Annotated in this window: 25 protein-coding genes; 10 read left to right on the top strand and 15 right to left on the bottom strand. The window is 65.2% G+C overall.

Annotated elements, in window-relative coordinates:
• Positions 1–35 precede the first annotated feature (35 nt).
• The 3 genes from leuD to leuC form a co-directional block, all read right to left on the bottom strand.
• On the bottom strand, positions 36–674 hold the full coding sequence (gene leuD / locus BKX93_RS04395) for a 3-isopropylmalate dehydratase small subunit (RefSeq protein ID WP_070978878.1): 639 nt from the start codon (positions 672–674) through the stop codon (positions 36–38).
• 30 nt (positions 675–704) lie between these two features.
• Entirely contained in the window at positions 705–890 is a 186-nt protein-coding gene (locus BKX93_RS04400) for an entericidin EcnAB (protein WP_046157632.1), read from the bottom strand.
• A 111-nt stretch (positions 891–1,001) separates the two neighbouring features.
• Positions 1,002–2,417 carry a 3-isopropylmalate dehydratase large subunit gene (gene leuC / locus BKX93_RS04405; RefSeq protein WP_070978880.1) on the bottom strand — a complete coding sequence of 472 codons (1,416 nt, stop codon included), beginning with the start codon at positions 2,415–2,417 and terminating at the stop codon, positions 1,002–1,004.
• A gap of 101 nt (positions 2,418–2,518) precedes the next feature.
• On the opposite strand from leuC, the gene BKX93_RS04410 reads away from it, so the two are divergent.
• Complete coding sequence (locus BKX93_RS04410; RefSeq protein ID WP_070978881.1) at positions 2,519–3,292, top strand: helix-turn-helix transcriptional regulator; 774 nt, start codon at positions 2,519–2,521, stop codon at positions 3,290–3,292.
• On the opposite strand, the gene BKX93_RS04415 is transcribed toward BKX93_RS04410, so the two are convergent.
• From BKX93_RS04415 to BKX93_RS24505, 4 genes are all read right to left on the bottom strand, one after another.
• Complete coding sequence (locus tag BKX93_RS04415) at positions 3,270–4,430, bottom strand: MFS transporter (protein WP_052729303.1); 1,161 nt, start codon at positions 4,428–4,430, stop codon at positions 3,270–3,272. The genes BKX93_RS04410 and BKX93_RS04415 overlap by 23 nt on opposite strands.
• 69 nt (positions 4,431–4,499) lie before the next feature.
• Positions 4,500–4,904 (bottom strand): RNA-binding S4 domain-containing protein, encoded by a 405-nt coding sequence (locus BKX93_RS04420; protein WP_046168864.1) that lies wholly within the window; start codon positions 4,902–4,904, stop codon positions 4,500–4,502.
• The gene (locus tag BKX93_RS04425) at positions 4,904–5,554 is read right to left on the bottom strand and encodes a fumarylacetoacetate hydrolase family protein (protein ID WP_046168862.1); all 651 of its coding nucleotides are present in this window, start codon (positions 5,552–5,554) and stop codon (positions 4,904–4,906) included. Before BKX93_RS04425 ends, BKX93_RS04420 begins: the two co-directional genes overlap by 1 nt.
• Positions 5,551–5,769 (bottom strand): hypothetical protein, encoded by a 219-nt coding sequence (locus BKX93_RS24505; protein ID WP_144408933.1) that lies wholly within the window; start codon positions 5,767–5,769, stop codon positions 5,551–5,553. The genes BKX93_RS04425 and BKX93_RS24505 overlap by 4 nt, the downstream gene beginning before the upstream one ends.
• A 114-nt stretch (positions 5,770–5,883) precedes the next feature.
• Between BKX93_RS24505 and BKX93_RS04430 the strand changes: the two genes are divergently transcribed.
• Together BKX93_RS04430 and BKX93_RS04435 are read left to right on the top strand one after the other, a co-directional pair.
• Positions 5,884–7,590, top strand: coding sequence for a PHA/PHB synthase family protein (locus tag BKX93_RS04430; RefSeq protein ID WP_222103313.1), 1,707 nt, complete (start codon positions 5,884–5,886; stop codon positions 7,588–7,590).
• 69 nt (positions 7,591–7,659) lie between these two features.
• Entirely contained in the window at positions 7,660–8,838 is a 1,179-nt protein-coding gene (locus BKX93_RS04435; protein ID WP_070981699.1) for an acetyl-CoA C-acetyltransferase, read from the top strand.
• 58 nt (positions 8,839–8,896) lie between these two features.
• Here the strand turns inward: BKX93_RS04435 and BKX93_RS04440 are convergent, their stop codons facing one another.
• From BKX93_RS04440 to BKX93_RS04450, 3 genes are all read right to left on the bottom strand, one after another.
• Complete coding sequence (locus BKX93_RS04440; protein ID WP_046168092.1) at positions 8,897–9,268, bottom strand: DOPA 4,5-dioxygenase family protein; 372 nt, start codon at positions 9,266–9,268, stop codon at positions 8,897–8,899.
• 128 nt (positions 9,269–9,396) lie between these two features.
• Positions 9,397–10,017 (bottom strand): HAD-IA family hydrolase, encoded by a 621-nt coding sequence (locus BKX93_RS04445; RefSeq protein ID WP_046168091.1) that lies wholly within the window; start codon positions 10,015–10,017, stop codon positions 9,397–9,399.
• Positions 10,014–10,823: a PhzF family phenazine biosynthesis protein gene (locus tag BKX93_RS04450; RefSeq protein WP_046168090.1), complete on the bottom strand. Its 810-nt coding sequence runs from the start codon at positions 10,821–10,823 to the stop codon at positions 10,014–10,016. Before BKX93_RS04450 ends, BKX93_RS04445 begins: the two co-directional genes overlap by 4 nt.
• A gap of 76 nt (positions 10,824–10,899) precedes the next feature.
• Between BKX93_RS04450 and BKX93_RS04455 the strand changes: the two genes are divergently transcribed.
• A complete protein-coding gene (locus tag BKX93_RS04455; RefSeq protein WP_046168089.1) occupies positions 10,900–11,325 on the top strand; it encodes a GNAT family N-acetyltransferase in 426 nt (141 codons plus the stop codon).
• 24 nt (positions 11,326–11,349) lie between these two features.
• On the opposite strand, the gene soxR is transcribed toward BKX93_RS04455, so the two are convergent.
• Positions 11,350–11,796 (bottom strand): redox-sensitive transcriptional activator SoxR, encoded by a 447-nt coding sequence (soxR, locus tag BKX93_RS04460; protein WP_021475977.1) that lies wholly within the window; start codon positions 11,794–11,796, stop codon positions 11,350–11,352.
• Between the two features lie 41 nt (positions 11,797–11,837).
• Between soxR and BKX93_RS04465 the strand changes: the two genes are divergently transcribed.
• Both BKX93_RS04465 and BKX93_RS04470 read left to right on the top strand, forming a co-directional pair.
• The gene (locus BKX93_RS04465) at positions 11,838–12,188 is read left to right on the top strand and encodes a flavodoxin family protein (protein ID WP_244887240.1); all 351 of its coding nucleotides are present in this window, start codon (positions 11,838–11,840) and stop codon (positions 12,186–12,188) included.
• Positions 12,185–12,589 carry a VOC family protein gene (locus tag BKX93_RS04470; protein ID WP_052729302.1) on the top strand — a complete coding sequence of 135 codons (405 nt, stop codon included), beginning with the start codon at positions 12,185–12,187 and terminating at the stop codon, positions 12,587–12,589. Before BKX93_RS04465 ends, BKX93_RS04470 begins: the two co-directional genes overlap by 4 nt.
• A gap of 129 nt (positions 12,590–12,718) precedes the next feature.
• Here BKX93_RS04470 and BKX93_RS25880 read toward each other — a convergent pair whose 3' ends face one another.
• Both BKX93_RS25880 and BKX93_RS04475 read right to left on the bottom strand, forming a co-directional pair.
• On the bottom strand, positions 12,719–12,844 hold the full coding sequence (locus BKX93_RS25880) for a hypothetical protein (protein ID WP_021475974.1): 126 nt from the start codon (positions 12,842–12,844) through the stop codon (positions 12,719–12,721).
• Positions 12,845–12,975: 131 nt separating this feature from the next.
• A complete protein-coding gene (locus tag BKX93_RS04475) occupies positions 12,976–13,194 on the bottom strand; it encodes a hypothetical protein (RefSeq protein WP_046168088.1) in 219 nt (72 codons plus the stop codon).
• Positions 13,195–13,291: 97 nt separating this feature from the next.
• Between BKX93_RS04475 and BKX93_RS04480 the strand changes: the two genes are divergently transcribed.
• Both BKX93_RS04480 and BKX93_RS04485 read left to right on the top strand, forming a co-directional pair.
• Positions 13,292–15,076, top strand: coding sequence for an aminopeptidase P family protein (locus tag BKX93_RS04480; protein WP_200896627.1), 1,785 nt, complete (start codon positions 13,292–13,294; stop codon positions 15,074–15,076).
• Positions 15,077–15,146: 70 nt separating this feature from the next.
• Entirely contained in the window at positions 15,147–16,040 is an 894-nt protein-coding gene (locus BKX93_RS04485) for a LysR family transcriptional regulator (protein ID WP_070978885.1), read from the top strand.
• Positions 16,041–16,214: 174 nt separating this feature from the next.
• Here BKX93_RS04485 and BKX93_RS04490 read toward each other — a convergent pair whose 3' ends face one another.
• Positions 16,215–16,874: an ArsR/SmtB family transcription factor gene (locus tag BKX93_RS04490; protein ID WP_046168099.1), complete on the bottom strand. Its 660-nt coding sequence runs from the start codon at positions 16,872–16,874 to the stop codon at positions 16,215–16,217.
• 97 nt (positions 16,875–16,971) lie between these two features.
• Between BKX93_RS04490 and BKX93_RS04495 the strand changes: the two genes are divergently transcribed.
• A complete protein-coding gene (locus BKX93_RS04495) occupies positions 16,972–17,475 on the top strand; it encodes a DUF2938 domain-containing protein (RefSeq protein WP_070978887.1) in 504 nt (167 codons plus the stop codon).
• 136 nt (positions 17,476–17,611) lie between these two features.
• On the top strand, positions 17,612–18,928 hold the full coding sequence (gene ampH, locus BKX93_RS04500) for a D-alanyl-D-alanine-carboxypeptidase/endopeptidase AmpH (RefSeq protein ID WP_046157618.1): 1,317 nt from the start codon (positions 17,612–17,614) through the stop codon (positions 18,926–18,928).
• Here ampH and BKX93_RS04505 read toward each other — a convergent pair.
• Positions 18,900–19,874, bottom strand: coding sequence for a polysaccharide deacetylase family protein (locus BKX93_RS04505; protein ID WP_070978889.1), 975 nt, complete (start codon positions 19,872–19,874; stop codon positions 18,900–18,902). The genes ampH and BKX93_RS04505 overlap by 29 nt on opposite strands.
• Positions 19,875–19,881 lie beyond the last annotated feature (7 nt).

Raw genomic sequence — 19,881 nt, forward strand, 5'->3', positions numbered from 1 at the left:
TACCGCAGGCAGGCAAGCGAACCTTTGTGCGTCCGTCAGGAAAACAGCCAAGGCTGCGCCGCGCGGCGTTGCGCCTCGAAAGCCTTGATCTCGTCCGCATGCTGCAAGGTCAGACCGATTTCGTCCAGGCCGCCCAGCAGGCAGTGCTTGCGATGTTCGGTGATGTCGAACAGGAAGGCCTGTCCTGACGGGGCGAACACCGTCTGCGCCGCCAGGTCCACCTTCAGGCTGTAGCCCGGCGCCGCCTCGCACTCGCGGAACAACAGATCCACGATGTCCGCCGCCAGCACGATGGGCAGCAGGCCGTTCTTGTAGCAGTTGTTGAAGAAGATGTCGGCGAAGCTGGGCGCGATCACCACGCGGAAGCCCTGGTCGTCCAACGCCCACGGCGCGTGCTCGCGGCTGGAGCCGCAGCCGAAGTTCTCTCGCGCCAGCAGGATCTGCGCGCCCTGGTAGCGCGGCTGGTTCAGCACGAAGCCCGGGTTCAGCTGACGCTGGCTGTTATCCATGCCTGGCTCGCCATGATCCAGGTAGCGCCATTCGTCGAACAGATTGGGACCGAAGCCGGACCGCTTGATCGACTTCAGGAACTGCTTGGGAATGATGGCGTCGGTATCGACGTTGGCCCTGTCCAGCGGACAGACCAGGCCCTGCAAAGTGGTGAATGCTTTCATATTGCGCTCCCTGTTCAGGATGGCGCGGGGTTACTCGGCGGTATGCTTGATCGCTTCTCCGCCTTTTTCCACCGCATTGCCGATCGCCTGTCCAGCCTTCTGCAATCCGTGTCCCACCGCCTGCCCGCCTTCCTTGGCGTCGGTTTTGATGCCTTGCACGGTATTGCAGCCGCCCAGCAGCAGGGCCAGGCTCAGACAAACCATCTCTTTTTTCATGTGATGCGCTCCATTCGGGTGGCAGCGGGCTGCCGATCTGACAAAGGGACATTCTAAGCAATCCCGGCGTTTTCGTCAGACCCCGGCCCCCGAACGGGCTTCCGACTGCGCTTAGTTGGCGGCCAGGCCGCGCACGTCGACAAAATGGCCGGCCACCGCCGCCGCCGCCGCCATCGCCGGACTCACCAAATGAGTGCGCCCCCCCTGGCCCTGGCGGCCTTCGAAGTTGCGGTTGGAGGTGGAGGCGCAGCGCTCGCCCGGCAACAGCCGGTCGGCGTTCATCGCCAGGCACATCGAACAGCCCGGCTCGCGCCACTGGAAACCGGCGGCGACGAAGATCTTGTCCAGCCCCTCGGCCTCGGCCTGGGCCTTGACCAGGCCAGAGCCCGGCACCACCAGCACCTGCTTGACGCTGCCGGCCTTGCTGCGGCCCTTGGCCACCGCGGCGGCCTCGCGCAGGTCTTCGATGCGGCTGTTGGTACAGGAGCCGATGAACACCACATCCACCGGAATCTGGGCTATCGGCGTATCCGCCTCCAGCCCCATATAGGCCAACGCGCGCTCGATGCCAGCCTTCTTCACCGGATCGCTTTCATTGGCGGGGTTCGGCACCTTGCCGCCCACCGCCGTCACCATCTCCGGCGAGGTGCCCCAGGTGACCTGCGGCTGGATGTCGGCGGCCTGCAGCACGATCACTTCGTCGAAATGCGCGCCGTCATCGGAATGCAGCGTGCGCCAGTAGGCGACGGCCTGCTCCCACTGCCCGGCCTTGGGCGCGAACGGACGGCCCTTGACGTAATCGATGGTCTTGTCGTCCACCGCCACCAGGCCGGAACGGGCGCCGCCTTCGATCGCCATATTGCACAGCGTCATGCGGCCTTCCATGCTCAGGCCGCGGATCGCCTCGCCGCCGAACTCGATGGCGTAGCCGGTGCCGCCGGCGGTGCCGATCTTGCCGATGATCGCCAGCGCCACATCCTTGGCGGTGACGCCGGCGCCCAGCTGCCCGTCCACTCTAACCAGCATGTTTTTCGATTTCTTGGCCGTCAGGCACTGGGTGGCCATCACGTGCTCCACCTCGGAGGTGCCGATGCCGTGCGCCAGCGCGCCGAAAGCGCCGTGGGTGGAGGTGTGGCTGTCGCCGCACACCACGGTCATGCCCGGCAACGTGGCGCCCTGCTCCGGGCCCATCACGTGGACGATGCCCTGGCCCTTGTCCTTGAACGGGAAATAAGCCAACGCGCCGAAAGCCTTGATATTGGCATCCAGCGTTTCCACCTGCTGGCGCGAGATCGGGTCCTTGATGCCTTCATCCCAATGGTCGGTGGGCGTGTTGTGGTCGGCGGTGGACACCACGGAGTCGACGCGCCACAGTTTGCGCCCGGCCAGCTTCAGGCCTTCGAAGGCCTGCGGGCTGGTCACTTCGTGCACCAGGTGGCGGTCGATGTACAAGAGCGCGGTGCCATCGGCCTCCTCGCGCACCACATGGCTGTTCCAGAGTTTGTCGTACAAGGTTTGCGCGGTCATGTTGCGGTTCCTCGGGTCATCGTTGACTGCATATTCGAACAGCTTTGATCCTGTTACAAGATAAGCAGTTATACTGGTATAAAAACCAACAGGATAAGACCATGGATACCGCCGCCACGCCATTGGGCGCCTTCCTGCGCGCCCACCGCGAACGACTGACGCCTCAGCAGGCCGGCCTGCCCGCCGGCTTGCGCCGCCGCGCCAAGGGCTTGCGCCGCGAGGAGGTGGCGCAACTGGCCGGCATCAGCGCCACCTGGCTCACCTGGCTGGAGCAGGGCCGCAGCGAATCGGTGTCCGCGCATACGCTGGGCCGCCTCGCCGCCGCGCTGCAGCTGTCTGGCGCGGAAACCGACTACCTGTTCGATCTGGCCGGCCTGAAGAATCCGCAGGAAAAGCGCGCCGACGCCAATCCGCAAGCGCGGGAGATACTGGAGAAGATGTTGCCGCGCATCGACATGCCGGCCTATGTGCTGGACCGCCGCTGGCGGGCAGTGGCCTGGAATGCGGCGGCGGAGGAGTTATTCTGCGACTGGCTGGGCAAACCCGACGCCAGCCGCAATCAGCTGGACTTCATTTTTCTGATGCCGGAATCCCGCGGCCTCATCGACAACTGGCCGGAACGGGCCCGGCGCGTCGTCGCCGAGCTGCGCGCCGACCTGGGCCAGCAACTGGACAACGCCGAAACTGCCGGCATGCTGGAGAAACTGCGCCGCGAAAGCCCGGAGTTCGACCGGCTGTGGCAGCAACAGGACGTGCTGGAGCGCGAAGGCGGCAAACGCGGTTTCAACCACCCCCGCCTCGGCCGCCTGCAAAAACAGCAAATCACGCTGCGGCCGGCCAACGCGCCGGAATTCAAACTGGTGATGCTGCTCTGAGCTTGCCGGCCGGCCGCAGCCAGCGCAGACAGACCAACACGCCGATCAAGGCCGCCACGGCCGACATCGCGAAGGTCGGCATCACGCCGCCATGCGGCCACACCAGCCCGCCTATCAAGCCGCCGCCGCTGCCGCCGACGCCGAAGGACGCGACGATGTACAAGCCTTGCGCGCGGCCGTGGTGCTGCTCGGCGAACATGCGGTTGATCAGGCCGATGGCCGACGCGTGGTGCAAGGCGTAGGTCAGCGCGTGCAAGGCCTGGGCGAAGGCGGCCACCCCCGGCGAGGCCAGGCAGGTGGCGATCAGGCCGAAACGCAGCACCGCCGCCGATAGCGACGCCAGCATCAAGGCCTCCAGCCCGAAGCGGCGCATGATGCGCGGCATCAGCATGAAAACGCCCACCTCGAACACCACCCCCAGCGCCCACAGCACGCCGACTGCCGCCTTGTCGTAGCCGAAGGCCTTCAGGCCCAGCGAATAGAAGGTGTAGTAAGGCCCATGGGCGAAGGCCTGCAGGAAACAGCAGGCGAACAGCGCCATCACCGCCGGTTTCTTCAACGTGTCCCAGATCGGCCCCGCCGGCTTGGGCTTGCCCTGCGGCACCACCTCCGGCACCTTGAACGCGGCCAGCGCCACGCCGGCCAGCAGCGCGGAGACAATCCACGGCGTCGCCGCGATGCCCAGCCAGTCCAGCAGGTAGCCGCCGCTCATCGCCAGGCAGACGAAGCCTATCGACCCCCATACCCGCACCCGGCTGTAGCGGCCGGGATTGTCGCGCGTCAGGTAGGCGGTGCTGGCCTCGACCAAGGGCAGCGCGGCGGCCCAGAAGAAATGCGATACCGCCAGGCTGACGAAGATCCACCAGAAGCCGTCGTGCAGCCCCACCAGGCAGAAACTGGCGGCCGACAGAACGGAGGTAGTGACGATGATGTTGCGCCGACGGCCGCTTCGGTCTGCCAGCCAGCCCCAGAAGCCCGGCGCGACGATCCGCGCCAGCGTCGACAGCGCCATCAGCACCGATATCTGCCAGGCGCTGAACGACAGAGACTGCAGATACAGGCCCCAGAACGGACTGAACATGCCCTGGAAGGTGAAGTAGGTGAAATAGAACGAAGCGAACGGCCACAACGACTGCATTGTCATCTTTCTGAAGGTTCGATGCCGGGCTCCATCCGGCGCCGGGCCGGACCGACGCCCCGATGGCGGCTAAAACGACGATTTGAAGCGGGATATCTCGCGGCGGGCCTTCTTGGTGGGCCGGCCGTCGCCATGCGGGAAGCTGGCGTGCTCGGCCTTCAGCAACAGCGACCGCTCCTCGCGGGCGGCGATCGACGCCTCGTCCTCGCGGTACATCAGCACCGCCTCCTTGGCCGGGCGGCGCTGGGTGGAGAGCTGCAGCACCTCCACGTTGTACTCCAGCTGATTCAGGCGCAAGAGCAGCCTGTCGCCCTCCTTCACCACGCGCGAGGCCTTGACCCGGTCGCCGTTGACCAGCACCCGGCCCAGCTCCAGCGCCTCATGCGCCAGCTGGCGCGTCTTGAAGAAACGCGCCGCCCACAACCACTTGTCGAGACGAATCTTGTCGTCGTCCCGCTCTTCCTGCCTTGCCATCATTCCACCTTCCAATGCGCCGACACCTGCCCGTGCAGGCTGAGGTCCAATTGATCTCCGGACACGATGCGCGCCACGCCTTCCGGCGTGCCGGTGAAGATCAGGTCGCCGTCGGACAGGCCGTAAAGCCTGGACAGATAACTGATCTGCTCGGCCAGCGTGAACAGCATCAGGCCGGCGTCGCCGCTCTGGCGCAGCTGGCCATTGACCCGCAATTCGAACTTCAACTGCTGCGGATCCGCCACCCGGGCGGCCGGCACCAGCGTGGACACGCAGGCCGCGCCGCGGAAACCCTTGGCCTTGGTCCACGGATGGCCTTTGCGCTTGGCTTCCGCCTGCGCGTCGCGCGCGGTCAGATCCAGGCCGATGCCGTAGCCCGCCACATGGCTCAGCGCCGCGTCCGGCGGAATATCGCTCCCGCCCTTGCCTATCAGCGCCACCAACTCGCACTCGTGATGGACATCATCGGAATAGGCCGGCAGGCGAATGGGCGAGGACTCGTCCAGCAACGCCGAGGTCGGCTTCAAAAACACCAGCGGCTCGTCTTCCACCTTGTTGCCCAGCTCGGCAGCGTGCGCGGCGTAATTGCGGCCGATGCAGAAAATATTGCCGACGCGGATGGCATGTAAGCCAAGTTTTACACTCGTCATTGCAATTCCCCCTGAATTTCGAAGTCGATTATCCCACAAGCGATGTCAAACCCATACCACGAAACGCCTTGTGTTTTATAACGGTTTGTGCATTGCAGCAACAAACTGCGGCCCATGCCCGCCTTATGGCGGATTTCGCCGCCAGACGGCGTGAAAATGTCATGCAACCCTGTTAAAGTCGCAGGGACATCCGCTTGACCATGCAGTCCAGACATTCAGACAGGCTTCGACAACGATTTGCACGTTTCAGGAGATTCATCTTGTCCCAGAATAGTACCGCCGCGCTGGAAGGTTTCTTCACCAGCCTCTCCGAGGCCAACCAGCAATGGATGCAGCAGTTCGTCAATTCACTGTCGCCGGCCTGCGCCCCCGACGCCGAAACCCATCCGTTCTCCGGCGCCTGGTCCCAGCTGATGAGCCAGACCAATCAGCTGTTCGCCCTGCAGTCCTCGCTATACCAGCAGCAGATCAACCTGTGGTCGCAGTTCCTCGGCCAGACTGCCGGCCAGCAAGCTCCGGCCGAGCCGGGCGCCAAGCCCGCCGACCGCCGCTTCGCGTCGCCGGAGTGGAACGAGCACCCGTTCTACAACTTCCTCAAACAGAGCTATCTGCAAACCTCCAAATGGATGATGGAGCTGGTGGACAAGACCCAGCTCGACGAGGACGCCAAGGACAAGCTGGCCTTCGCCACCCGCCAGTATCTGGACGCGATGTCGCCCAGCAACTTCATGCTGACCAACCCGGACGTGGTCAAACGCGCACTCGAGACCAAGGGCGAAAGCCTGGTCGAAGGCATGAAGAACATGCTGGACGACATCCAGAAGGGCCACATCTCGATGTCGGATGAGAGCAAGTTCGAGATCGGCAAGAACCTGGTGATCACGCCCGGCCAGGTGGTGTTCCGCAACGAGCTGATCGAACTGATCCAGTACACCCCCACCACCGACAAGGTGTACGAAAAACCGTTGCTGTTCATCCCGCCGTGCATCAACAAGTACTACCTGATGGACCTGCAGCCGGACAACTCGATGGTGCGCCACTTCGTCGCCCAGGGTTACCGCGTGTTCCTGATCAGCTGGCGCTCGGCCGTGTCCGAGATGCGGCACTTCACCTGGGAAACCTATATCGAGAAAGGCGTGTTCGAGGCGGCGGAGGCGGTGCAGAAGATCACCAAACAGCCGACGATGAACGTGCTCGGCTTCTGTGTGGGCGGGGTCATCCTCACCACCGCGCTGTGCGTGGCCCAGGCCAAGGGGCTGAAATACTTCGACTCCGCCACCTTCATGACCTCGCTGATCGACCACGCCGAGCCGGGCGAGATCTCCTTCTTCATCGACGAAAACGTGATCGCCGCCCGCGAAGCCAAAATGGCCGCCGGCGGCATCATCAGCGGCAAGGAGATCGGCCGCACCTTCGCCAGCCTGCGCGCCAACGATCTGGTATGGAACTACGTGGTCAACAACTATCTGCTGGGCAAGACCCCGGCGCCGTTCGACCTCTTGTTCTGGAACAACGACGCAGTGGACCTGCCGCTGCCGATGCACACCTTCCTGCTGCGCCAGTTCTACATGAACAACGCGCTGGTGAGCCCGGGCGCGATCACGCTGTGCGGCGTGCCGATCGACATCTCCAAGATCGACGTGCCGGTCTATATGTTCGCCGCGCGCGACGACCATATCGTGCTGTGGAACTCCGCCTTCTCCGGCCTGAAATACCTGGGCGGCGCGCCCAGCCGCCGCTTCGTGCTCGGCGCGTCCGGCCACATCGCAGGCTCGATCAACCCGGTGACGAAGGACAAGCGCAACTACTGGGCCAACGACAAGCTGCCGCTGCACGCCGAAGAATGGCTGGAAGGCGCCGAGAGCCGCCCCGGCAGCTGGTGGAAGGACTGGGACGCCTGGCTGGCGCCGCAATCCGGCAAGCAAGTGGCCGCGCCCAAGAGCCTGGGCAGCAAGGAGCTTCCGCCGCTGCTGCCGGCTCCGGGCGAATACGTGCTGGCCAAGGCCATGCCCGCCGTCGCCGCCAGTCTGCAATAACCCTATTCAAACGCCCTCCAGGGCCGCATGGCCCGCGTTCGCGCGGGCCGCAAGCAAAAGGAGAAAGACATGGAAGTAGCGATCGTAGCCGCGCAACGCACCGCAATCGGCAGCTTCGGCGGCGGATTGGCCAAAATCCCGGCGCCGGAGCTGGGCGCCACCGTGATCAAGGCGCTGCTGGAAAAAACCGGCGTCAAGCCGGAAGACGTCAGCGAAGTGATCCTGGGCCAAGTGCTCACCGCCGGCAGCGGCCAGAACCCGGCCCGCCAGGCGCTGATCAAGGCCGGCCTGCCGGTCACCACCCCCGCCACCACGCTGAACGTGGTGTGCGGCTCCGGCCTGCGCGCCGTGCATCTGGCGGCCCAGGCCATCCTGGCCGGCGATGCCGACATCGTCATCGCCGGCGGCCAGGAAAGCATGTCGCTGTCCCCGCACATTCTGCCGGGCTCGCGCGACGGCTTCCGCATGGGCAACGCCCAACTGGTGGACACCATGGTCAACGACGGCCTGACCGACGCCTACAACGCCTACCACATGGGCATCACCGCCGAGAACGTGGCCGCCAAATACGGCATCGGCCGCGAAGAGCAGGACGCCTTCTCGCTGCAATCGCAGCAGCGCGCCGCCGCCGCCCAGAAAACCGGCAAGTTCAAGGACGAGATCGTCCCGGTGCTGGTGCCGCAGCGCAAGGGCGACCCGCTGGCCTTCGACGCCGACGAGTTCATCAAGCATGACGCCAGCGCGGAAGGTTTGGCCAAGCTGCGCGCGGCCTTCAAGAAGGATGGCACCGTCACCGCCGGCAACGCCTCCGGCATCAACGACGGCGCCGCCGCCGTGCTGCTGATGTCCACCCAGAAGGCCGATCAGCTGGGCCTGAAACCACTGGCCATCATCAGGGGCTACGCGCTGACCGGCTGCGAACCGGAAATCATGGGCATCGGCCCGGTGTCCGCCACCCGCAAGGCGCTCTCCAAAGCCGCATGGAAAGTGGAAGACCTGGATCTGGTGGAAGCCAACGAGGCCTTCGCCGCCCAGGCGCTGGGCGTGGCCAAGGAGCTGGGCTGGGGCTCGGACAAGGTCAACGTCAACGGCGGCGCGATCGCGCTGGGCCACCCGATCGGCGCGTCCGGCTGCCGGGTGCTGGTGACGCTGCTGCACGAAATGCAGCGCCGCGGCGCCAAGAAGGGCCTGGCCACGCTGTGCATCGGCGGCGGCATGGGCGTGGCGCTGGCGGTTGAGCGCCCGTAAGCGCCTCCCGCCGTCAAATCAAAACCGCCGGATCTTCGCCGGCGGTTTTTTTATTCCCTCAGTTTCCGCCTCCCTCTCTGCGCTGCCCTCGTTCGCGCAGATAGGCGATGTCCAAGTCCAGCGGCTGTCCCAGCCACATCGCGAAATCGCTGTGGTCCTCGACATCGTCGCCGCTGAGCGGATGCACCAGAATATCCAGTTCGCCCCGGTTCAACATCAGCCACGGCACCAGTTCGCCGAACTGCGCGGCGTCGAACGCCAGCTGGTACGCCCCGCAGGGATGCGGCCCGTACGCCTGGTCGCGCCACCGCCCCACGCTGACATCGAAACGCTGCTGCACCGCCTCCCTGAGCCAACTGGCGCGCGCCTTTCTGTTTTCGTCGAAATACACATGGGCGTGATAGCCCGTCACTGTTACCGCCTGTTGCATGCTTATTCTCCCTTGCGGATGCTGCCCGCTGCTCTGCGCGCGAACGGCGCATTTGCATCTTACGATATATCTTAAGATGCAAATATGCAATCAGGAAATTCACCACCCTTAACCAACGCCAGTACGCCTCAAGCCGTAAAAGCTGCGTCCAAACTCTGCCGCAACGCCAGACTCAAGCGCTCTACATCATTGATCTCATCGTCGTGGAAGATTGTCGCCATGCCCATCCGGCCCGCGGTTTCCAAATTGCGACGGCTGTTGTCGATGAACAGGCACTGCTCTGCCCGCAAACCGCACAATGCCAATGCGTGCCGAAAGATTTCCCCATCCGACTTGTCCGCGCCGATCGCCGCGGATACCACGATGGGATCGAACAACCCATCCAGTCCGTGCAAAGCGCGCAAACAGTCCATCCTGTCCTGTTTGTTGTCGGTAATGATGCCCAATCGGAAACTACCTCGCAGCCGCCACGCCAACGCCAGCACGCCCTCATTCATTGGCGTGCTGCGGAAGGCCTCATCCAGCAAAGCGAAATCGATATCCGCCTCCAGCTCGCGGCATAGATTGGGCCAGATGTCGCGATGGCTGAGCCGTCCAAGCAGCAGCTCGCCGTTGTAGCACTCCATCACTCGATCCACGCGCTCGAATCCCAATCCGGTCGCGTTACCCAGATAACGGTTGGTGGTGTCGGAACCGTATTTATCGGTAGTCAACACCCCGTCGAAATCGAAAAATACTGTCGAAATCATGCGGCCCAGCCCTCAAGCGCGCGGCAGCGGCCGCCCACCTCCACCCACTCGCCGCCGAACCGCGCCCTTAGTTCGCAAGGATTGCCATGCCAATCGCCCTGCCTCAACACCAGCGCCCGACGCAAATGCAAACTCAGCGCCGCGGCGGCCACGCCGGTGGCGGCGTCCTCCAGCGCAGGATCAAGGTGATTGAAATTGCGGCCTTGATACACGGCGCCATCCAGTCGGGCATAGGCATAGCAGCCATTGACGCCGGCCTCCCTGCCCCAGGCAACGATGCGGGCCAGGTCAGGCGTCAACCGCCGCAAGCTTTCGGCATTGTCCAACTCAACCAGCAGCTTGGCGCTGCCGGCCGAAACCAGCGCCGGAGCTGAAACCATGGACGTGGGCGGACACCCCAGCGCCTCCGCCAGCCATGCCGTCGATGGGGCATCGGCCGCCACGGCTTGCTCCCGCAGGCGAAACAGGATGGCATCGCCCTCTTCATCAAGCAGCAAGCGCTGGCCATTGGCGGTGCGCACCGCGGCGGGCAGCTTGCCATCGCGCCGCCGCAGCCACGCGGCGGCGGCCAGCGAGGCATGCAGACACAGCGCGCTGCGTGCATGGGGATAGTAATAATCCAAGGCCGCGGCCTCGTCCGGCTCCACGCCCGGATCGATGAACACGCAAGCCGGCGCATGCAGGCCGCGCGCTATCTCCTGCCGTTGGGCGGCGCTCAAGCGCTCGGCTTCCGGGCCATGACACACTAGCGCCAGATTGCCGCTTTCCGGCCCCCGGCCGAAACAACGGAAAGCATCCCAATCCAATGCAAAACTCCCTTGCTGATTGCTGCGCGGCAGCGCGCCAATCTAAAATGTCAAAATCATAACCATAATCCAAACCATGAGCACGCCTGAAATCGTCATCCAGAACCATATTCCGCCCAACGAGGCCGACATCATCGAGAACGGGCTGAACCGCTATAACGACGACATCGCCGGCTATGCCGACCGCCAGACGCTGGCGGTGCTGGCGCGCGACCCCTTCAGTGGAGAGGTTTTCGGCGGCGCCTACGGCCGCAGCTCGCTCGGTCTGCTGTTTCTGGACCTGTTCCATTTGCCCGAGTCGCTGCGCGGCCGCGGCGTGGGCAGCCAAATACTGACGGCCTTCGAGGATGAAGGACGCCGGCGCGGCTGCCGCCATGCCGTGCTGTACACCATCAGTTTCCAGGCTCCGGGCTTTTACCAAAAACACGGCTGGCAGGTTTTCGGGGAAATCCCCTGCGATCCGCCTGGAACCAGCCGGATTTTCCTGCGCAAAGCGCTGTAGCCCCAGCCGACGCGGCGGCGCGGCTCACGCTTTCTTATCCAGCAAAAAGCGCGGCCCGCTTCCCTTCTCCCCCGCCTCGTCGTCCGGGTTGTACAGCTTGCAGCGCTCCAGAGACAGGCAGCCGCAGCCTATGCAGCTGTCCAGCTGGTCCCGCAGCCGGCATAGCGCGTCTATCCGCGCCTGCAGCAACGGGCGCCAGGCCTGCGAGATCTTGGCCCAGTCGTCGGCCGTCGGCGTGCGCTGCGACGGCAGCTCGGCCAGCGCCGCGCCGATGTCCTGCAGGCTCATGCCCATCGCCTGAGCTACGCGGATGAACGACACCCGACGTATCGCATCGCGGCGATAGCGCCGGGTCTTGCCCGCCTCGCCCACGCTGTGGATCAGCCCTCTCGCCTCGTAAAACCGCAAGGCGCTGGCCGCCACGCCGGTGCGCTTGGCCAATCGGCCGATGGTGATGGCGCTATCTTCCATATTCGCATTGACTTAAAGTTAACTTTAACTTTGATACTAGCATGGCAATCATTCATTACGCGAACGACATGAGCCATATCCAGATCGTCTATTATTCCAGCGGCGACAGCACCCACCGGCTGGCCGAAGCCATCCAGAAAGGCGCGGCCGAATATGGCCACGCCCGCCTGCTGCGCATACTGCCGCAACATATCCAGCACGGCCGCTACCCGATCCAGGCCTTCGCCGACGAGCTGCAGGACGCCAGCGCCATCATCTTCGGCAGTCCCACCTTCATGGGCGGGCCCGCCGCGCAGTTCAAGGCCTTCGCCGACGCCAGCAGCGCCAACTGGTGCCGCCAGGCTTGGGCCGACAAGATCGCCGCCGCGCTCAAAAAGGAGCAACAGACATGACACCCGACATCCATGGCATAGACCACATCCACGTCTACGCGCGCGACCGCGCCGCCGCCGAAGCCTGGTACCGCCGCGTGTTTGGCCTCATCCGCGTGCCCGAGCTGGAATCCTGGAGCCCCGGCCGCGGCCCGTTGACCGTCGCCAATGCGGCCGGCACGCTCAAGCTGGCGCTGTTCGAACGGCCCGAAGTCGTTCCTGGGGCTGTGATCGCGCTGGGCGTGGATGCCGACGGCTTCCTACAATGGCGCGCCCATCTGCGGAGAGAGCTGGGCACGCAGCCGGAAGCCGTGGACCACGAGCTTTCTTGGTCGATGTATTTCCTCGATCCGGACGGCAACGGCTACGAAATCACCAGCTACGATTACGCGGCCCTAAAGATCGGGCTGGCGCAAGACTGAAGGCCCAATGAAAAACCTCCCGCAGCGCCATGCTCGGGAGGCTTGTCCTCTTGTCCGGCCAAGCGGCCGGAAATATCCGCCCATGCCGGGCGGTCGGGTTCGGCGATGGCGCAGCTCAAGCGCGGCCGGCTAGTGAGGAACGATGACGGGGGCTTCCGGCGCATGCTTCTTCTGATGCTTGGCGGCCCGTTTCTCCTTTGGCGTCATCAACGGCTGTTTCTTCGACTCTTTGCTGGTGTGTCTGGATTTGCTCATGATTCGCTCCTGATTTAGTCGAGCGTCGGCATGACCGACACCGGCCTCAGTATAGTAAGAATCGCCAGGGATGTTAGAAACGCAACAAAAATGCGCGCAACATCTTGCCTTGCATCAAATATCTTGCCAAATCAATAAATGCCATTATCATTCAAATTCACGCCAAACAAAGCTCGCACTGAGCCAAGGACGGCGACAAAACGACAAAGGAATCCATGATGAAGCATTTTCTGTCCACGCTCGTCCAGCTTTGCAACGTAGCAGGCCGCCCTGGCCACCGCCGCGTCAAGCACCGCTGAGCCACGCTCGGCTCCATAGCCGCCGCGCCGGCGGATGAGCATGCCAGCCATGAGCCGCGCTCATCCACTTGCGCGGCGATTCCTTTGCTTACAGAATGCATGCAACCCCCCTCCCGGAGCCGGCATGAACACTGTAGCAACCCCGCAATTGGACACCATTCCGCAACGCATCGCCTCGCTGCGCGCCGCGATGAAGAACGCCGGCGTCGACGCCTGTCTGGTGCCCTCGTCCGACCCGCATATTTCCGAATACCTGCCCAAGCGCTGGCAGGCGCGCCAATGGCTGTCCGGCTTCACCGGATCGATGGGCACGCTGATCGTCAGCGCCGACTTCGCCGGCGTCTGGGCCGACGGCCGCTACTGGGTCCAGGCCGAGCAGGAACTGGCCGGCACCGGCGTTGAGTTGATGAAAATCGACACCGCCGCCAGCAGCTTGCACCTGCAATGGCTGGCGGACACGCTGAAGCCTGGCCAGACGCTGGCGGTGGACGGCGATGTGCTGGGCCTAGCCGCGGCCAAGGCGCTGCAAGCCGCGCTGGAGCCGCGCGGCGTCGCCCTGCGCACCGACATCGACCTGATCGACGCGATCTACCCCGGCCGCCCGGCGCTGCCCGCCGCCGCCGTCTACCAGCATGACGGCGCCTACGCGCCGGAAAGCCGCGCCGCCAAACTGGCCCGCGTGCGCGAAGCGATGCGCGCGGCCGGCGCCGAGCGCCACTTCATCTCCACGCTGGACGACATCGCCTGGCTGTTCAATCTGCGCGGCGCCGACGTCAGCTACAACCCGGTATTCATCGCCCACGCGCTGGTCGAGGCCGGTTCGGCCACGCTGTTCGTCGCGCCGGGCAAGATAGACGCCGCCCTCGCCGCCCAGTTGGCAGCCGATGGCGTCCGGGTGAGCGATTACGCCGAAGCCAAGCCCGCTCTGTCCGCGTTGCCCGACGGCGCGCTGCTGATCGACCCGCGCCGCGTCACGCTGGGCCTGCGCCAGGCGGTGGCGGACGGCGTCAAGGTGATCGAGGCGATCAACCCCAGCACGCTGATGAAATCGCGCAAGAGCGCGGCCGAAGCCGAGCACGTGCGCCGCGCGATGGAGCAGGACGGCGCGGCGCTGGCCGAGTTCTTCGCCTGGTTCGAAGCCAACGTCAACCAGGCCCGCATCACCGAGCTGACCATAGACGAAGAAATCACCGCCGCCCGCGCGCGCCGCCCGGGCTTCGTCTCGCCCAGCTTCGGCACCATCGCCGGCTTCAACGCCAACGGCGCGCTGCCGCATTATCACGCCACCCCGGAAGCGCACAGCGAGATCAAGGGCGATGGCCTGCTGCTGATCGACTCCGGCGGCCAATACCTGGGCGGCACCACCGACATCACCCGCGTGCTGGCTGTCGGCAGCCCTTCCGCCGAGCAGAAGCGCGACTTCACCCTGGTGCTGAAAGGCACGCTGGCGCTGTCGATGGCCCACTTCCCGCGCGGCACGCTGTCGCCGATGCTGGACGCGCTGGCGCGCGCGCCGCTGTGGCAGCACGACATCGACTTCGGCCACGGCACCGGCCACGGCGTAGGCTATTTCCTCAACGTGCACGAGGGCCCGCAGAGCATCTCGCGCGCAGTGCCGGAACCGCACATGGCGATGCAGGAGGGCATGATCACCTCGATCGAACCGGGCGTGTACCGCGCCGGCCAATGGGGCGTGCGCATCGAAAACCTGGTGCTGAACGTGGCGTCGGAGCAAAACCAGTTCGGCGACTTCCTGAAGTTCGAGACGCTGACGCTGTGCCCGATCGACCGCCGCTGCATCGACCACTCGCTGCTGACCCGGCCGGAGATCGCCTGGCTGAACGGCTACCACGCCGAAGTGCGCGCGCGGCTGCTGCCGCTGGTGGACGGCGCGGCGCGCGACTGGCTGCTGGCCAACACCGAAACGCTGTAAACTGCGGCGACACCCGTCGACAGGCCATGCCCCGCGGCATGGCCTGTTTCGTTTTTGCAAGGAAAGATCGATGCCGTTCGACCGCCTGGCCGACCTGCGCCTGTTTCAGGACGCCTCCCTGCTTGGCAGTTTCTCCGCCGCCGGCCGCAAGCACGGCCTGTCCCCCGCGGCCGCCAGCGCCTGCATCCAGCGCATGGAAGCCGCGCTGGGCGCCCGCCTGTTCCAGCGCACCACCCGCCGGCTGCGGCTGACCGAAGCCGGCGAAACCTATCTAACGTACTGCCGGCAGGCGCTGGAGCTGCTGGAGGAAGGCGAGCACCGGCTGCAGCAGGAACAGCGGGAGCTGAGCGGCGTGATCCGCCTGTCCGCGCCGTCCGACCTGGGCCGCAACCAGTTGCTGGGCTGCCTGGACCGCTTCGGCGCCGAACACCCCGCCGTGCATTTCTCGCTGTCGCTCAGCGACACGCCGGCCGACCTGATCGGCGACGACATCGACCTCGCCATCCGCTATGGCCAGCCCGCGGACAGCAGCCTGGTGGCGCGGCAGCTGGCCGCGAGCCGGCGCGTGGTCTGCGCCGCGCCGGCGCTGCTGGAAAGGCTGGGCATGCCCAGCCACCCGCAAGATCTGGCCGCGCTTCCCACCCTGACGCTGATGACCGGCCACGGGCCGATGAACGAATGGCGCTATCGAGACATGGGGGAGGCCAGAACGCTGCGCCTGGAACGCGCGCGCCAGAGCAACGACGGCGAGGTGCTGCGCCGCTGGGCGGTGCAGGGCCTCGGCTTCGCCTATAAGTCGCAGCTGGACATCGCCGCCGATCTCGCCGCCGGCCGGCTGGCGACAGTGCTGGACGACTACTTCACCGAGCCCGCGCCGCTGCATCTGCTCTACCCCGGCCATCGCCTGCAGCCGGCGCGGATACGGCGACTGGTCGACTTCCTGTTGGCGGAATTCTCACGATAAGGCCAAGTTACGGGCATGAGGCCGTCGCGCCGCAAGCGCTCGTGAATGTCAGGCCAGCGTGCTGGGGTGCAATCTCGGGACGCGCAATCTAGCCGATATCGCCGAACGCGGCCCCAAGGCTGATGGGTTGCGAGCCATAGCAATCCCATCCGGCCCCAGGGCCGCCGAGCGAGCCTAATCGCGCTCCACGGCCAAGCCCGCGGCCTTCCAGTCCGGATAACCGTCCATCAGCCGTCGCGCCGGCCGCCCAGCAGCCCGCAGCATCGCCACTGCCTGCGCCGACAGCGCGCAATACGGCCCGCGGCAGTAGGCAACGATCTCCAGCGCCGGCGGAAGCTCGGCCAACCGGCGCTCCAGCTGCTCCAGCGGCAAGCTCATGGCGCCGGGCAGATGCCCCTGGAGATACTCTTCTCGCGGGCGCACATCCAGCAGCAACACGTCGCCATCGCGCAATCGCGCCAACAAGGCCTCGCGTGACATGCCCTCCGCGCCGCCGGCCAGGCCTGCGGCCAGCCGTCCCAATTCCCCCCGCCGGTGCTCCACGCATTGACGCAGCGCCGCCAGCAATGGGATCACCGGCCCCTCGCCCAGCCGATAGCGCACATGCTTGCCATCCCGGCGCGACAGCACGAAGCCGGCGCGCTTGAGTTGCTGCAGATGCTGCGAGGCGTTGGCCACGCTCAAGCCCGCCTGCTCGGCCAAAGCTTCCACGCTCCACTCCCCCTGCGCCGCCAGCTCAAGCAGCAGCAAGCGATGCGGGCTGCCCAGCGTACGCGCCAGCTCGGCGAATTCATCCAGCGCGCCATGCCTCGACACATCCAAGCCCATTGACATCTCCGCCTCCATCGCATCATCATTCAACCAATAAATTGAATGATAGTTTATCAAAACTTAGACTCACCTGCGAATCGAGACAAGAAAGGCATTCCCAATGGACAAGGCATGGCAATCGCTGCTGCCCTACGCGGTGGCGCTGGGCATAGGGGCGACCCTGATCATGGATGCGTGGGCGCTGTTGCTGAAACGCGCCTTCGGCATTCCATCGCTGGATTACGCGATGGTCGGCCGCTGGCTGGGCCACCTGCCGCGCGGCCATTTCCGCCATGACGGCATCGGCCGCTCCGCCCCCATCCCCGGCGAAAAAGCGCTGGGCTGGGCTGCGCACTATTTGATCGGCATGCTGTTCGCCTACTTGCTGCTGGCGCTGTGCGGTCCGGCTTGGCTTGCCCGGCCCACGCTGCTCCCGGCGCTGGCTTTCGGCCTGCTAAGCGTGGCCGCGCCCTTCCTGATTCTGCAACCGGGAATGGGGGCCGGCATCGCAGCCCGCAACACGCCCAACCCCAAGGCCGCCAGGCTTCGCAGCCTGTCCGCGCACGCGGCGTTCGGCCTGGGTTTGTATCTCGCGGCGCAGTCTTTGGCGATCTTGCGTTTTTGACGCCGAAAAATCGCTCTGCAACCTCCGGTTAGCAGGTATTAGCAATCTTTCCGTACCGTTCGGGCCAAACCGGCAATACAATGCAGCGCAAAGATTCATCGGCGCCGTCCGCGCCCAACAGCAACACGGAACAACAATGAGAATTTTCCCTCTGCTAAGCCTCGGCCTGCCCCTGCTTTCCACCCTGGCCCAGGCCGCCGCGCAACCGGCCGAATCACCGATAGACCGTTACGGCCAGCAGATTTTCAAGAACAGCAGGGCCATCGGCATGACCATGGTGGTCATCGACAAGAATCAAACCCAGATGCGCTTCTACGGCGAGACCCGGTCCGGCAGCCGGCAGACGCCGGACGCCGATTCGCTGCTCCGCATCGCCAGCATCAGCAAGGCCATGACCGGCGAAGTGTTGAGCGCGCTGACCCTGGACAGAAAAGTGAAGCTGGACGACCCGCTGCAGAAATACGCGCCGGCCGGCGTGGCGCTGCCGTCGGCGGGACAATCGATCACCCTGCTCAACCTCGCCACCCACACCAGCGGCGTGCCGCGCGAAATGCCGGGCGAAAAGCCCAAGGACACGCCGGTTTTCGTCTGGCCCAATGTCCAGCAACGCTGGAGCTGGCTGTCCGGCACCAAGAACAAGCTTGCGCCCGGACAGCGCGCCCAGTATTCCAACCTCGGCTTCGACCTGCTGGCCGACGCGCTGTCCCGCGCCTCCGGCAAGCCCTATCCGGTCCTGTTCCGGGAAAAAATCACTGTCCCGCTGGGCATGAAGGACACCACCTTCAGCCCCAGTCCCGCCCAGTGCGCGCGGCTGATGGAAGGCTACGGCGCCAGCCCCTGCGTGGACACCACGGCGGCGATAGGCAGCGGCGGGATTTATTCCACTCCCCGCGACATGCAGCGCTGGCTGCAGGAGCTGCTCCACCCGCAGAACGAGGCCCGCCGCCAGTTGCGCGACCAGACGCTGCGCATGCATTTGCAGCGCGCCGACCTGAGCAGCCTGCGCGGCATGGACGTGGCCGGCCAGGCGGACCAGCTGGGCCTGGCGTGGATACGGATGGAGCCCAGCCCCAACTCGCCGGAAATCATCCAGAAAACGGCGGGCGGCGGCGGCTTCCTGGGCTACGCGGCGCTAGCGCCGCGCAACGACGTCGCGGTATGGGTGGGCCTCACCCGCAGCGGCGGCACCCACTACCAGCATCTGAGCAACGGCGTGAACAAGCTGGTGGCCGAACTGAGCGGCTACAAGCCGGTTGCCGCGCCAATGCCCAAACCCACGTTGGCCAAAGGCAAGGCCGCCCGCGGCAAGGCGGCGATCGCCCAGGCGGCTCCGGCCAAGCCGCGCGCGAAAAAGGCCGCGCGGAAAGCCGCCGGCCCCAAGACTGCCGTCGCGAAGAACGGCGCCAAGAAGAAAACCCACTTGGTCAAGACGTCGGCACACCGGGCGCAGTGAGCGCGAAGCGCGCGATCTCGTCCTTGCGCATGAAGCGCACGCCGGGATGGCCCTGCGCGTAGCGGATGAAGGTCTCCAGCGCCCTCACCCGCGCCGGCGTGCCGGAGATGCGGTCGTGGGTGCTGATCGACATCATCCTGCGGCGATGGCCGGCCTCCTGGTACAGCAGGTCGAACTCGGCCTTCAGGTCAGCCAGATAGGCATCCGCGGTCAATGCCGGCGAGTCGTAACGGACGATATCATTGTTGCGCAGCGTGTACGGCACCACCATGAACGGCTTGCCGTTCACCGGCACCGTGAACGGCTCGTCGCGGCTGATATCGTCGATGTGGTAGACGAAGCCCAGCTCTTGCAGGATGCCCAGCGTGTTGGGCGTGCCGCGCAGCCAGAAGGCGTTGAAGCCGATCGGCCGCGTGCCGGTGGCGCGCTCGATGCTGGCGATGCTGGCCTGGTAGCCAGCCCGCTCCTGCTCCGGCGTCATCGAATACTGCGGCTCCCAGGTCTGGCCGTGGCCGGCCGCTTCATGGCCGCGCTCGACGATCTCGCGCGCCAGCCGCGGATTGCGGTCCACCGCCTGGCCCACCATGTGCGAGGTGATCTTGACGCCGGTGCGGTCCCACAGGTCCAGCATGCGCGGGATGCCCTCCTTCACGCCATAGTCGTACCAGGTCTGCATCGGCAGATCCGGATACTTCGGATCCAGCGGCGGAAACGGCCCGCCGGCACCGCGCTCCGGCTGCGCGCCGGCCTCGAACTGCATGGAGATGGAAATCACCAACCGGGTGTCTCCCGGCCAGAATCCGGTTTGCTCATGCTTGTTTTGCGTCATTTTTCCTGTCCTTCCCTTTGCCGCCCAGGCCTGCCCTTGCCCCATGGCCAGGCTCGCGCCTCCGGCCGTGGCGCTGGCCAGAAACTGGCGGCGGTTGATTGCTAGCGTTCTCTTCATCGCGTCC

Source organism: Chromobacterium vaccinii (assembly GCF_001855275.1).
GTDB lineage: Bacteria > Pseudomonadota > Gammaproteobacteria > Burkholderiales > Chromobacteriaceae > Chromobacterium > Chromobacterium vaccinii.

Coding starts and splice junctions, on each gene's coding strand:
- leuD (WP_070978878.1), bottom strand. CDS start 674: ATGAAAGCATTCACCACTTTGCAGGGCCTGGTCTGTCCGCTGGACAGG.
- BKX93_RS04400 (WP_046157632.1), bottom strand. CDS start 890: ATGAAAAAAGAGATGGTTTGTCTGAGCCTGGCCCTGCTGCTGGGCGGC.
- leuC (WP_070978880.1), bottom strand. CDS start 2,417: ATGACCGCGCAAACCTTGTACGACAAACTCTGGAACAGCCATGTGGTG.
- BKX93_RS04410 (WP_070978881.1), top strand. CDS start 2,519: ATGGATACCGCCGCCACGCCATTGGGCGCCTTCCTGCGCGCCCACCGC.
- BKX93_RS04415 (WP_052729303.1), bottom strand. CDS start 4,430: ATGCAGTCGTTGTGGCCGTTCGCTTCGTTCTATTTCACCTACTTCACC.
- BKX93_RS04420 (WP_046168864.1), bottom strand. CDS start 4,904: ATGGCAAGGCAGGAAGAGCGGGACGACGACAAGATTCGTCTCGACAAG.
- BKX93_RS04425 (WP_046168862.1), bottom strand. CDS start 5,554: ATGACGAGTGTAAAACTTGGCTTACATGCCATCCGCGTCGGCAATATT.
- BKX93_RS24505 (WP_144408933.1), bottom strand. CDS start 5,769: ATGTCTGGACTGCATGGTCAAGCGGATGTCCCTGCGACTTTAACAGGG.
- BKX93_RS04430 (WP_222103313.1), top strand. CDS start 5,884: ATGCAGCAGTTCGTCAATTCACTGTCGCCGGCCTGCGCCCCCGACGCC.
- BKX93_RS04435 (WP_070981699.1), top strand. CDS start 7,660: ATGGAAGTAGCGATCGTAGCCGCGCAACGCACCGCAATCGGCAGCTTC.
- BKX93_RS04440 (WP_046168092.1), bottom strand. CDS start 9,268: ATGCAACAGGCGGTAACAGTGACGGGCTATCACGCCCATGTGTATTTC.
- BKX93_RS04445 (WP_046168091.1), bottom strand. CDS start 10,017: ATGATTTCGACAGTATTTTTCGATTTCGACGGGGTGTTGACTACCGAT.
- BKX93_RS04455 (WP_046168089.1), top strand. CDS start 10,900: ATGAGCACGCCTGAAATCGTCATCCAGAACCATATTCCGCCCAACGAG.
- soxR (WP_021475977.1), bottom strand. CDS start 11,796: ATGGAAGATAGCGCCATCACCATCGGCCGATTGGCCAAGCGCACCGGC.
- BKX93_RS04465 (WP_244887240.1), top strand. CDS start 11,838: ATGGCAATCATTCATTACGCGAACGACATGAGCCATATCCAGATCGTC.
- BKX93_RS04470 (WP_052729302.1), top strand. CDS start 12,185: ATGACACCCGACATCCATGGCATAGACCACATCCACGTCTACGCGCGC.
- BKX93_RS25880 (WP_021475974.1), bottom strand. CDS start 12,844: ATGAGCAAATCCAGACACACCAGCAAAGAGTCGAAGAAACAGCCGTTG.
- BKX93_RS04475 (WP_046168088.1), bottom strand. CDS start 13,194: ATGGCTGGCATGCTCATCCGCCGGCGCGGCGGCTATGGAGCCGAGCGT.
- BKX93_RS04485 (WP_070978885.1), top strand. CDS start 15,147: ATGCCGTTCGACCGCCTGGCCGACCTGCGCCTGTTTCAGGACGCCTCC.
- BKX93_RS04490 (WP_046168099.1), bottom strand. CDS start 16,874: ATGTCAATGGGCTTGGATGTGTCGAGGCATGGCGCGCTGGATGAATTC.
- BKX93_RS04495 (WP_070978887.1), top strand. CDS start 16,972: ATGGACAAGGCATGGCAATCGCTGCTGCCCTACGCGGTGGCGCTGGGC.
- ampH (WP_046157618.1), top strand. CDS start 17,612: ATGAGAATTTTCCCTCTGCTAAGCCTCGGCCTGCCCCTGCTTTCCACC.
- BKX93_RS04505 (WP_070978889.1), bottom strand. CDS start 19,874: ATGAAGAGAACGCTAGCAATCAACCGCCGCCAGTTTCTGGCCAGCGCC.